10 protein-coding genes and 1 tRNA gene are annotated in these 12,961 nt (G+C 37.1%); 2 read left to right on the forward strand and 9 right to left on the reverse strand.

Annotation, left to right across the window (positions count from 1 at the left end; genetic code table 11):
• Positions 1–51 precede the first annotated feature (51 nt).
• Positions 52–2,061 (reverse strand): NAD-dependent DNA ligase LigA, encoded by a 2,010-nt coding sequence (gene ligA / locus EUBELI_RS05810; protein ID WP_012739435.1) that lies wholly within the window; start codon positions 2,059–2,061, stop codon positions 52–54.
• A gap of 65 nt (positions 2,062–2,126) precedes the next feature.
• A complete protein-coding gene (locus EUBELI_RS05815; RefSeq protein ID WP_049777922.1) occupies positions 2,127–2,837 on the reverse strand; it encodes a pseudouridine synthase in 711 nt (236 codons plus the stop codon).
• 149 nt (positions 2,838–2,986) lie between these two features.
• Between EUBELI_RS05815 and EUBELI_RS05820 the strand changes: the two genes are divergently transcribed.
• Positions 2,987–3,060 (forward strand) — tRNA-Arg (locus EUBELI_RS05820).
• Between the two features lie 14 nt (positions 3,061–3,074).
• Here the strand turns inward: EUBELI_RS05820 and EUBELI_RS05825 are convergent.
• The 4 genes from EUBELI_RS05825 to gpr form a co-directional block, all read right to left on the reverse strand.
• Entirely contained in the window at positions 3,075–3,971 is an 897-nt protein-coding gene (locus tag EUBELI_RS05825; protein ID WP_012739437.1) for a DUF5688 family protein, read from the reverse strand.
• A gap of 249 nt (positions 3,972–4,220) precedes the next feature.
• On the reverse strand, positions 4,221–5,663 hold the full coding sequence (locus EUBELI_RS05830; protein WP_012739438.1) for an aminoacyl-histidine dipeptidase: 1,443 nt from the start codon (positions 5,661–5,663) through the stop codon (positions 4,221–4,223).
• Positions 5,664–6,019: 356 nt separating this feature from the next.
• A complete protein-coding gene (locus EUBELI_RS05835) occupies positions 6,020–7,126 on the reverse strand; it encodes a stage II sporulation protein P (RefSeq protein ID WP_012739440.1) in 1,107 nt (368 codons plus the stop codon).
• A 41-nt stretch (positions 7,127–7,167) separates the two neighbouring features.
• Complete coding sequence (gpr, locus tag EUBELI_RS05840; protein WP_012739441.1) at positions 7,168–7,983, reverse strand: GPR endopeptidase; 816 nt, start codon at positions 7,981–7,983, stop codon at positions 7,168–7,170.
• A gap of 187 nt (positions 7,984–8,170) precedes the next feature.
• On the opposite strand from gpr, the gene rpsT reads away from it, so the two are divergent.
• The gene (gene rpsT, locus EUBELI_RS05845; RefSeq protein ID WP_041688124.1) at positions 8,171–8,434 is read left to right on the forward strand and encodes a 30S ribosomal protein S20; all 264 of its coding nucleotides are present in this window, start codon (positions 8,171–8,173) and stop codon (positions 8,432–8,434) included.
• Positions 8,435–8,493: 59 nt separating this feature from the next.
• On the opposite strand, the gene holA is transcribed toward rpsT, so the two are convergent.
• The 3 genes from holA to EUBELI_RS13600 form a co-directional block, all read right to left on the reverse strand.
• A complete protein-coding gene (holA, locus tag EUBELI_RS05850) occupies positions 8,494–9,468 on the reverse strand; it encodes a DNA polymerase III subunit delta (RefSeq protein ID WP_012739443.1) in 975 nt (324 codons plus the stop codon).
• 95 nt (positions 9,469–9,563) lie between these two features.
• The gene (locus EUBELI_RS05855; protein ID WP_012739444.1) at positions 9,564–11,984 is read right to left on the reverse strand and encodes a DNA internalization-related competence protein ComEC/Rec2; all 2,421 of its coding nucleotides are present in this window, start codon (positions 11,982–11,984) and stop codon (positions 9,564–9,566) included.
• Between the two features lie 33 nt (positions 11,985–12,017).
• A complete protein-coding gene (locus tag EUBELI_RS13600) occupies positions 12,018–12,938 on the reverse strand; it encodes a GerMN domain-containing protein (RefSeq protein ID WP_012739445.1) in 921 nt (306 codons plus the stop codon).
• Positions 12,939–12,961 lie beyond the last annotated feature (23 nt).

The raw sequence follows: 12,961 nt of genomic DNA on the forward strand, positions 1-12,961 counted from the left end.
TTGCTGTCTGATTATATCATATCATCTTTAATAACTGCATAAAAATTTTCTTTACTTTATCATTTCCATAAATTCATCAATCGTAAGCACCTTAACCCCCAGTGAATTAGCCTTATCAAGCTTAGAGCCTGCTGCCTCACCTGCAACTAGATAATCAGTTTTTTTGCTGACACTTCCTGTTGCTTTGCCTCCATTAGAAACAATCAGTTCTTCCATATCCTTACGGCTGTAATTATCAAAGCTTCCTGTTACAACAATCGTCTTTCCTTCAAGCTTATCTGACATTTCTTTCTTCTCTGGCATCTGCATATTAAGACCTGACTGTTTTAGCCTTTCCAGCAATTCAATATTAGCCTCATCATGGAAAAAGTCATGTATACATTTAGCTGTAGTTGCGCCTATATCCGGAATATTCTGCAGTTCTTCCTCACCTGCATCAGCAAGTTCCATAAGATTATCATAATAATTCATAATCTGCTTGGCTGTATTCTTGCCGACATTTCTTATTCCAAGTGCAGTAAGCAGTCTGTCTGGTGTGTTCTCTTTAGATTTCTCAATAGCTGCAAGCAGCTTATCAGTATTCTTCTCTTTTCCTATGATTCCCTTCTCAATAAGTTCATCACGGTGTTCTTTCAATGCATATATATCAGCATAATTGTGTATATAACCATCTTTTATGAGAGCATCCACTAGAGTTTCACCAAGCCCCATGATATTCATGCAGTCAAGAGATGTAAAATATGCTACTGTTCTTGACAACTGTGCTGCACATGAAGGATTGACGCATCTTATATCTGCTGTATCCTCTTCTCTTATAAGAGGCTCTCCACATACAGGACATACCTTTGGTGCTTCAAACACATGCTCAGGTGCCTTTACGCAGCCATTAAGTTTAGGAATAATCTCACCACTCTTAAACAGCTTATATTCTCCTCCAATTCCTACATTCATCTGTGTAATATAATCCTGATTATGAAGAGTTGCTCTTGATACACTTGTACCACACAGTCTGGCAGGCTTTCCGGTTTCTGGATCATGGAATATTCCTGTAAATGTAAGTTTTCCTGTTCTTCCCACATCCACAAGAATATCATCCATAACAATAACCTTTTCTTCCGGCGGATATTTGTATGCAATATGACCGCTTGAATACTTGCTTCCTGCTGGAAACTCCTGTCTGAAGGCAATATGGTCAATCTTTACAACAGCACCGTCAATGTCATATGGAAGTTCTTCTCTCATTCTTCCTATCTCATCAATTGCTCTGACAACCTCTTCCTTAGTCTTACATATCTTATGATATACAACCGGTACACCTGCTGCCTTTAATATATCCATTCCCCTGCCGTGGCTTTCCATAATCTCATCAGGTCCGTCCTGTACATTAAAGATAAATATCTTAAGACCTCGCTTCTTCGTAATTGAAGTATCAAGCTGTCTTAATGTTCCGGCCGCAAGATTTCTGGGATTAGCAGCTGTTTTTTTCTCAAGTCTTTCCTGTTCTTCATTATATTTTTCAAAATCTTCATGGCTCATATACACTTCGCCACGAAGTTCTAGTGAATCATAAGGAAGGTCAATAACTTGTAACACATCCCCCACTACCCTTGCATTAGCTGTCACATCCTCACCAATAAGACCATCTCCTCTTGTCTCTGCCAAATGCAAATGCAGCTTCCCATCTGCTTCTTTTACATATCTTAAACTCATGCTTAAACCGTCAATCTTAGTCTCTACTGAAAATGTGCAGTCAGGATGCATGGCATGAACCTTATCAACCCATGCACACACCGCATCTTCTGAAAACACATCTTCAATAGACAGCATAGGTACATTATGTGTGACCTTAACTCCGGCTTCTCTTTTGACAGTTCCACCAATCTTCTGTGAAGGTGAATCAGATGTCACCCATTCCGGATGTTCTTTCTCAATCTCTTTAAGCCTTATCATAAGCTTATCATACTCATAATCGCTTATCTCCGGCTCGTCCTGATTGTAATATCTGTCCATATGATAATCTATCGTCTTCTTAAGTTCTGAATATTCCTGTAATAAATCCATAATCCGCTCCTTATATGCCGCTTATATATCGACTATTAAAATCTGCTTATATAAGCTTTTACTGCTTACTTATATATCTTCTCATAAAGTGTATTAAGCTCTTTACCGTCCAGTTCCCTGTACTCACCAGTCTTTAAATCCCCTAATTCCACATTCATAATCCTTATTCTTGTCAGTTTAGTTACACTATATCCACATTCCGCACACATTCTTCTTATCTGTCTGTTAAGCCCCTGTGTAAGAATAATTCTGAATGTCCTGTCTGATATCTTTTCCACAACACATTTTCTTGTAGTTCTGTCGAGTTCCTTAAGATATATCCCCCCTGACATTCTCTTTATAAAGTCTTTGTTTATTGGTTTATTAACTGAAACGATATATTCCTTCTCATGACCATTAACGGAACGAAGCAGCCTGTCCATCATATCACCATCATTAGTAAGCAGAATAAGACCATCAGACTCTTTATCTAATCTGCCCACAGGGTATATGCGTTCCTTATATCCGATAAAATCCACTATGTTATTCTTTCCCTGTTTATCAGTTGTTGTACATACAATTCCTACAGGCTTATTAAAAGCTATGACTACCTGTGGTGGTGTGCTGTTGTCAACTTTCCTGCCATCAACACATATAATTGTATTGTCGTCTACCATCTCACCCATAGCTGCAATCCTGCCATCAATTGTGATACGTCCTTCCTGTATCATTCTGTCAGCTTCACGTCTTGAACAGATTCCATGGGCACTGAGATATTTATTAATACGCTCTGACATGTTTCCTCCAATTCTTATCATCATTGTTGATAAGTTCAAATCAAAATACAGATGTATTAATTCTAACAAAAGAAAAAAATTAATTCAATTGTTGCGGGTTTTAATTTAATAATGTATAGTATATAAGCATATAAATTATTATATGTTGTGTACATGTAGCTTAGCTGGATAAAGCGTTCGCCTCCGGAGCGGAAGATCGTGGGTTCGAATCCCATCATGTACATTTTAATGAATATGTTACATAGTTATCAGTCTTTCATTTCTGTTATATTCATACACATTATCAGAAAGTATTTCATCTGCTGCCACGCCTTCTGTATTAACTTCTCTTACCATATTAACAAGTTCATTTTTTTCAAATATAGGCAGCTTTGGAAGAAGAATGACTTCATGAATAGATGATGGAAGAATATACAAATCTTTACCAAGCTTTTGTGCAAAATCATATAAAACATTATCATAAAGAATACAGGCAGCACCATTTATCTTTGTTTCATTAGTAAGCACATACATATCCGATGGCACATAATCCTTTAAATCAACTTCCTTACCATCTACACTGACACCACATTTGTCAAAAAGAGCTGACATTGAACTTATTCTGGAATGTAGCAAATCCGGGGTATTCTTTAATGCTGCTTTATACACATCATCAATCGTTACATTCCAGTTTTTAAGATTATTATTATATATTAGTGCTGTTGCACTCTTTCCACCACAATTATCCAGCAGGCAGTAAAATACAACCGCCAGATCAAGTATTCGCTTGTGTGGTACCTGTTCAAGAAGTTTCTCATTACTTTTATAATTAACAATCTTATAAACTATCTTATCCTTTATTGTGTCAAAATTCTTAAGAATATTAACATCAAATGTTATGTTATCCCTGTTTTCTCTGTATATAGTCTCAATCTGTCTAATAATTTTTTTAATATTCTCTCCCTGAATATACATTTCATAAAAACTATCAAGATAAATAGTTGGCGCTATATCCCTGTCCTTTTCCATAATAACAAGTCCGTCCATCTCCCTGCCATTATTCTTAATCACATGATTAATAGTAATCTTTCCACCTTCTCCTGCGATATACGCCGCATTCTCCTTAATATACTCTACAAAATCCTTATACTCCATATACTGTTCCCTTTCAAAATTTCTATCCCCTTGCGCATGGAAATTAATAAATGTTTTGTACGGGTAAAATGTTATACTTAGCCCAGATATTTGTCAACAATATATATAGTATTGTAATAATCATGTCGCGAACGGTATGATTTATGTTGTAAACGGTATATAAAATGTCGTATTCGGTTGATTTCCCGTCGTCAAAAAAAATTCAGCCAAATACGACATATACAAGATATAGTTTTATTAAATTATTTACTATGAAAGCTGCTTTAATACATTCAGAATAAGCTCCCATATTCTTTGTGTCGAAGCAATATCCAGTTTTTCTTTTACAGTATGAATATCAATTATATCAGGACCAAAAGATACACAGTCCAGACCATCAATCTTGGCAGCCATGATACCGCATTCAACACCTGCATGCATTGTTTCCACAGATGCCTCTTTATCAAAAAGCCTCTTATAAGATTCACACAACATATCCCTGATTGCTGAATTCTTCTTAAATTCCCATGCCGGATAAACACCTTTAAGTTCATAAGTTCCACCAAGATATTCAGTCATTTTTCCAACCTTATCAGTAAGATATTCTTTTTCACTCTGCGAACTGCTCCTTATTAAGTAGGTTGCTGCAAATGTTTTCTCAGCCAGCTCTGTAACTCCCAGATTAAGTGAAGTCTGCACCAGACCCTTAATATCATTACTCATCTTAACAACGCCATCAGGTATAAAATTAAGCACATTTATAAGCATCTGTGTTGTCACATCATCACATGCCAAAGCACTGCCTTCACATTCACAATTCACCTTGATGGTAAGCTGTGGGTCAGTAACCGAATACTCATCTTTCAAAACATTTGCAGTATTATTAAGAAGCTCTGCAACCTTATCTGCTTCCTGTGTCATTATAACCGCATTTGCAAATGGAGCTATAGAATTATCTTTTTCACCACCCGATATGCTTACAATATTCACACATTCTTTAACAGCAAAAAGAAGACGTCCCATCAGAATATTTGCATTAGCTCTCTGGCATATTATATCTGTTCCAGAATGTCCACTTGTAAGGCCATTAATTTTAATAGACATCTGTGTTCCTGTAATATCCGATTTTTTCAATGGATAAGAAGCCTCTAAAGTTGCTCCCCCAGCACATCCTGAAAGGAATATCCCCTCCTCCTCAGAATCTATATTAAGCATAATTTTACCTTCAAGACAATCAGTATTAATTGCCTCAGCACCAAGCATTCCAATTTCCTCGTCTACTGTAAACACAGCCTCAATCGGCGGATGACACACATCCTTGCTGTCTAATATGGCAAGTGCATAAGCAACTGCAATTCCATCATCAGCACCTAATGTTGTCCTGTCAGCCTTGACATATCCATCATCTATATACAGGTCAAGACCTTCTTTTTCCATATCTTTAACCTTATCATTCGTTTTGACGGCAACCATATCAATATGTCCCTGCAAAATAACAGGTGCAGCCTTGCTCTCACAGTTACTTGCCGGCTTTTTTATTATCACATTGTAACTTTCGTCCTGATTAAACCACAGATTTCTCTTGCGTGCAAATTCACACAGATAATCACTTATCTGCTTTACATTGCCTGAACCATGTGGAATTGCACATATCTGTTCAAAATATTTAAAGACAGCCTGTGGCTGTAAATCTGCTAAAATGTTGTTACTCATATTTTACCTCCTTTGGGTGTGGTGGTGATGGGACGGCAGGATATGTGGTGCAGGCGTGAGGCTCAGGGTTTCACTGTCTGGATACTGTGGGATTATGCGTATGTGTTTTGTAAGACGGACGCAACCGGTGCATACTCGCCATCCATGGCTCGGATGCACCTTTCCCGCACCTCGTGTGCGGGAATTGCTACACTGTAAGGCATAATCCTCTCAGTATCCGCCAGCTCCACATTCGCCTCACACCTGCACCACATATCCCGCCTGTCATCTCCACCACACATTATAGGGAAAATGTGAAGTAAAAACAAGATGCGCTTCGCTGTCTTGTTTTTGTGGTGGCACACCCACTATATCCCTCACTCCTCATATGCCTTCTCCCCACCGAGCAGCCTGTCGAGCATATCTGCCACTGGGACCATCGCATTTTTGACCTCTGTACTTGTATTAGTCTGTGCTCCTGCTTCTATAAGCATCGACCTGCCCTTCATATGCAGACAGTAACGATATGCATTAATATAAATATTCCGTAACAGCCCCGGATAATACGCTTCTCCTAAAAGATACATCTGAAGACTCATTGCCAGATTATCATCTCTGTTTGCATTGTAAAGATAGCCTATATCTCCTTTTGCCTTGCTGTAGCTTATTCCATTAAAAAACATTACCTTCGACATTATTACTCCATTTTCTTCGGTTACAAGTCTTGTAGTATCTGGAACACCATCCCTGTGAAGGTCTATTACAACCTCAATTGACGGATTTTCTTTCAGTATTTTTGCCACATTTTCTTCTGCATATGTATAAGCCTTGCTTCTGTCAAGCTTCCCATCAACATAATCATACACACTCGTATCATGATAAACATTGTAACCATATGTATTAGTGAGTATATCTGTTAGATAATCTCCAACACCAACTATTGTTGTAGACGTATCTCCCTCAACCGTATCCATAAATCCCTCCTGTGAATGTGTATGAAATATAAGAATCTGTGGAGAATCCGCATTTTTCTCCAATGACAGGTCTTTTGCCAGAAATTCCTCCGGACGCATTATCTGTGTTGTCAGGCTTGTGATAGAGGTAACTGTATAGAACTTCATAAGAAAATCATAATTTTTTAAATCTGCAATATTATAAACATTTCCAGCTGCATTTTCCTGTAAAGGCCAAGGACAAACTGCAGCACCTGCCTCCACAACCCCCTCTTCCGTCTGTGTAGCAGGTTTTTTATCCTCCTCAGCCATACTAAACATATTTTCCGAATCAACCCACACAGAACGGGCATTTTCATCATAATTATCTTCAAAATATGTCTCTACAGGAAACAATGTCTTAACTGCATTTTCATAAATTCTGTTCTGAATATAATATATTAAATTAAAACTATAATTCATCATTATTACCATAAGCATTAAGCCCATGAATATAAACATATACACAGGCCTGTACTTTCTATCACCCATATATCCTCCTTGCTTTTCATTACCATTATATTGTATTCACATCAGCCATGAATATGAACACCAACACGGTTAATTGCTTTGGATATTATGATACTTATGTTTCTAATGTCTGAATCAATGTCCTTCGGGGTTACATACATTTTTCCTGCCCCCTGAATAATGCCTTCTGCGTCTATAACAGTAGGCACGCCAATTGCAAGCACAGGAACACCTATATTGTCTTTTGTTATTCCTATTCTGTGATTTCCAACACCTGAGCCAGGATTAATTCCCTGGTCAGAAAGCTGTATGGTACTATTTAATCTGTTCACACTTCTTGCAGCAAGAGCATCTATCGCAATGCATACATCCGGCTTTATCTGACTTACAACGCCTTTAATAATTCCTGCAGTTTCAATACCTGTCTGTGCCATAACTCCCGGACTAAGTGTGCACACTCCCGTCTCATCGCCCTCACTTATCTTAATACAAATGTTATCTACAACCTCAGGACCTAATGAATCCGATGTTATATTTCTGTTGCCAAGTCCGATAACAAGAATTTTTTCCGGCTTTACATTTTTATTCATGCGCTTTAAAAGCTTAAATATATAGCCTGTCAGTGTCGATATAACCTCTTTTGCATATTCTTCGTCTCCGCCTGTAATATCATCAGCCTCTATTGTAAGATAAGTTCCTTTGGGTCTTCCTATCGCGGCTTCGCCCAAATGATTTGTCACCTGCAATTCTGTGACCTTCACTCCCATTCTTGATTTATTGCTTTCTCTTAATCTTATTCCTCGCAGCTTTCCTGTTCCATTCATTGCTTCTTCATTTGCCTCTACTGCAAGGTCAGTTCTTACAACTATATTATCCATTTTTCACATCACCTCCCCAACATATTGTGTAGAAAAATGAAATTTTTATACCAAAATCTTCATTTGGTTCTTGACATATAGATGTTTGTACTATAAAATGTGTGAGTATGTTTACATTAGATCGTCCGTGTCCGGCTTTAATGCGAAACAGATATTATTATTGAATTATGATTTGGAGGTGTACGGATTGGCTAACATTAAATCTGCTAAGAAGAGAGTAATTACAAGTCAGGTAAGAGCTGAGAGAAATAAGGCGGTTAAGTCTAGAGTTAAGACTTATATCAAGAAGGTAGAGGCTGCTGTTGCTGCTGGTGACAAGGCTGCTGCTAACGAAGCTCTCCCTGTTGCTATAGCTGAGATCGAGAAGGCTGCTTCTAAGGGAATCTTCCACAAGAACGCTGCTGCAAGAAAAGTATCTCACATTACTAAAGCTGTTAACGCAATGGCTTAATAAGAATTTTAATAATTTAAAGAACCCGGTGCTGACACCCACTCGCACCGGGTTCTTTTTTATTTGCTGTATTTAATTATAATAAGTTCTACTCCCAGCCTGTCATTAAGCCTTCCCTGCTTAACTGCTTCTTCTGTTTTCGCACATTCATTCAATGCATCCAACAGTGTATTCATCTCAAAATATTTTGCCTGTGCCTGATATTTACCGACAACAAATGGTGCTGCTCCTATCTTTGATGCAATCTCTTTACCTGAAATACCCCTTGACATAAGATCCTTCACCTGTAATATTCCGTTAAACTGTCTTACTATAAGATAAAGTATTCTCATAGGAGGTTCTTTTAATTCCAACAAATCATAATATAAATCAAGTGCCTGCTGTTGTTTCTTATTCGCAATTGCACTTATCATATCAAATATATGGCTTGTTGTCTGTGTTGCACATACTTTCTCTACATCTTCTGCTGTCACAACATTCCTTCCCTGACAATAACTTACAAGCTTCTCTATTTCCTGCCTTATATAATCCATGCCTGCACCTGTCTTATCAAGTATCAAATCACAGGCTTCCCTGCTTATTTTAAGATTATCCTTAGCAAGAAGCCCTGCTATCCATTTTTCAAGAGTAGCAGTTGTCTGTGGCTTCATCTCGCATACATATCCCACAGAATCAACTGCCTTATATACCTTATTACGCTTGTCCACATCTTTTTCTACCATAACAATAACAAGATAATCAGGAATATGTTTAATATAATCTGCAAGCTCGTCATTAGAACTTTTCAAAAAACCGGTATTTTCCATTATAACAAGTCTCTTCTGGGCAAAAAAAGGCAGCGTTTCACACACATCAATTATATCCTTAACGCTGGCATTATCCGAATCATAATATGAATAATTCATAGTATCATCACCAGCTATAGCATTCTTTAATCTGTCTCTGTACTGCTTCTTAAGATACTCTTCCTCTCCATACAGAAGATATACACTCTTAAATTCGCCCTTTTTAATATCATCACTTATGACCTTCAAACCTGCTGCCTCCGTTTCTAATCTTAAACAATAGTATCAGATATGTACAAGTGGTTCAAGTTGAAAATATTTTATCATAGCATGCTATGCATCTTCTATTCTTTTTGCTCACCAAACACTTCAATCGCATATGAATCTTCCCATACCCGCACCATAATCTCTCCTCTGTCATCAGTCCTGTACACCTTCGTACCTGCCTCTTTTAATCTCTGCAAAGTCTCATTATGCGGATGTCCATATGAATTATCCACTCCACAGGATATCAGTGCAGTTTCAGGCTTAACAAACCTTAAAAAATTCTCTGAACTTGCACCTCTGCTGCCATGATGCCCAGCTTTTAATACATTTATGCCAGACAGCTTCTGCAAATCCACCACACTGTCTGACTTTCTGGCATCCTGTATCAGACATTTCTCTGCTTTACTCTCTGCATCTCCTGTCATAAGCATGGAAAATTTTCCAAATGATATAAGATAGACTGCTGAATAGTCATTAGCTGATTCATAATTGTAGTTCTTACATGGATGTACACAGCTTATACTAAGATTACCTGCTGATAAAGCATCTCCCCTGCACGCGTATAAAACATTTATTCCTACTCTGTCAGCCATTTTCCTGATTTCCAATAATGTTTCATCCGTATCGTTAATATGCGGCAGAACAATGTTTTTTATTTCAAATGTATTATCACACATATCAATAAGTTCGTATATTCCACTTATGTGATCCTTATCGGGATGACTCACAAATACATAATCAAGACTCCGTACCCCGGCATATTTCAGATAAGTATATATCCTGTACCGTCCAATATTCTTCTTGCTTGTACTCCCTCCATCAAATAAAGCATTGAAGCCATCACTTGTCTGCAAAACTATTGAATCTCCCTGTCCCACATCAAGCATACTTATCTTCATTGAACAGCCTGTATTATATCTTAACTGTATAGTAATAATCAAATACAATATTGCAGGCAGTACATTTCTATATTTCCCTGAAATACCGGAAAATACTTTCATATAATAAATCACACACCATACAATAAGAAACACATAATACAAAACAACCGCTTTTTCCGGAGGATGACCTGTTACTATAACTGCACCTGATGAACCTGATGCCTTTTCACACAACCAGCTATATAAGTCAAGAATGTACTCTCCGGCACCTGCAGTCCATATCGCAGCTTTCATTGATATAAGTCCCATAATTCCTGTTAATATCCCACTTACCATAATAACTGACATCAACGGTATAACTACTATATTAAGCAAAAGACTTATAATGGCAATCTGTCCTGACATGCTTAAAACAACAGGAAGCGTTGCAATCTGAACACACAAGCCTGTAATCAGCATATCTATGATATTGTGGTATATAAACATTTCTGTAATGGATACCATTTTCTTTTTTCTGAAAAAAAGCATAATTGTTTCTTCATTAGAAAAAATCGGCTTTACAAATATAATTCCTGCCATAGCAAGAAATGACATTAAAAAACCTGCGTTACTTATACAATAAGGATTTCTGATAATTAGTATTACAACCGCCAATCCAAGCGTATTAGCACCATCACTTGTTCTGCCAAGCACATCTGCAAGCATAAAAACAAGAATCATAATGACAGCACGCCCGGCAGACACGCTGTTTCCTGTAATATACAGATAGAAAAGCATTATAACGCTGCTTAACACTGCCGCCTGTATTACGCTTATAATTTTTTTCAGCATCCTGTATACCAGCATACCAACCATCGTTATATGAAGTGCACTGATTGCAAGAATATGTGATATTCCGTTTTTCTTGTATAACTCCTTAATCTCATCATCCAGAACACTCCTGTCCCCAAGCACAATCGCCCTCATGGTACCTGCATTCTTTTGTGTAAATGTATTAACATATACATTTTTTATTGAATCAGCTATATTTAACAGGCTTGCTTTTAAAGTTCCTTCGCATGGTGTTATATTAACAGTTTTATTAAAAATCCCCTGATAATTAATACCATCTGATGTATAATAAGCTCTTGCATTAAACTGGCCTTCATTTGTTGGTTCTTCAAAATCCTTTAGTTTTACTCTCACCCAGATATAATCACCAGCATGACAGAATGAATCTTCCGAATATATAATAATTCCAGATTTTACCGATTCATTAACCTTTTCATCATTATTTTTCCAGTCAGGAATGAGCAATGCATTATTAAGCCTTGTTGCATAACTGTTACCACCTTTTATTACAGACACTGCTTCGCCTTTTATATATGCGTAACAGTCCTGCGTCAGCTTTCCCTGATAACGCATCCCCCTGCTGTAATATTCAGTTCTTATTACCATAATTGGAAAAATCAAAACAAACAGAATGTAAAACAATGGTGTTTTACTGTATTTATAGAATATAAAATAGCAAGCAATAATTATAACGCCTGCTGACAATACAATATATCCAGATGAATATATTGACAAATACGCAGCAGCCAGTCCGATAACTGCTGCAACAAAAAAAGGTCTTTTCAAGTATTTCCTTTCTGGAAATAACCGTAGATATAATTATTTTTCAACAATTTCATTATTCATGTAAAAAATACCATCAAGACTTATAACATCACGATACATAAGATTAGAATTACCATTTACAAGAATCTTTACACCATCAATTCCATCAAGCCCGACAAGTGAATCAACTAAAGAATATAAAGTAACATTACTCTTAGCATTAACCATATCAGATGCAAATTCAGAACTAAAATTCACATAACATATCCTGTCTATAACTGATATACTTAACAACTTGGTACTTGATGGTACCGACTGATAATATCCTCTCTCCTCCGGTCCGCTGATAATCTGTTCCACAACTACCTTTTCCAGAGAAACATTTTTGTTGTAACATATTTTTTTCTTAGTCTTTATAAGAGCATCACCTGTTTTATTTGCATAATACAGATTAATTGTAACCCACTTCACATCAGCCACAGCACCTTCTGAGGAATCGATAAAATCTTCTGCGCTCATATTACCTATATTGCTTCCGTCCTCATATACAGCATCCTTACCATCAACATAAAATCTTACATAAGTAACGCCTTCTATCTGACATAATTCTTTTACAACAGCAGCCCTGTACAGAACCTCTGTTGAAGGCTTCATATCATAATAACTGCTGTCAAAATACACATTAACATATATACTGTCAAATTCAACTGTCGGAGAATTGACATTAACAGGCTTAATAACACTACATTCCTTACTACTTTCAGAATTCATGCTATCCAGCAGACGCTGTGCTATAACATACTGGTCATTTTCATCTATAAATATAACATTTTCAAGCAGAGATGTTCCCTGATTATTCGCATAATAAACTTTATATGCTGTCCCATGCTGCTTCTGGGTACAGGCAGACACCATAAACATTGGAACCATAATAGCAATCACGCATAATATTGCTGATGATATTTTCTTAGGCATATTTACAGTTCTCCTTTCCTGAC

Origin of the sequence: [Eubacterium] eligens ATCC 27750, from assembly GCF_000146185.1 — a bacterium.
In the GTDB taxonomy this organism is placed as follows: Bacteria; Bacillota; Clostridia; order Lachnospirales; family Lachnospiraceae; genus Lachnospira; species Lachnospira eligens.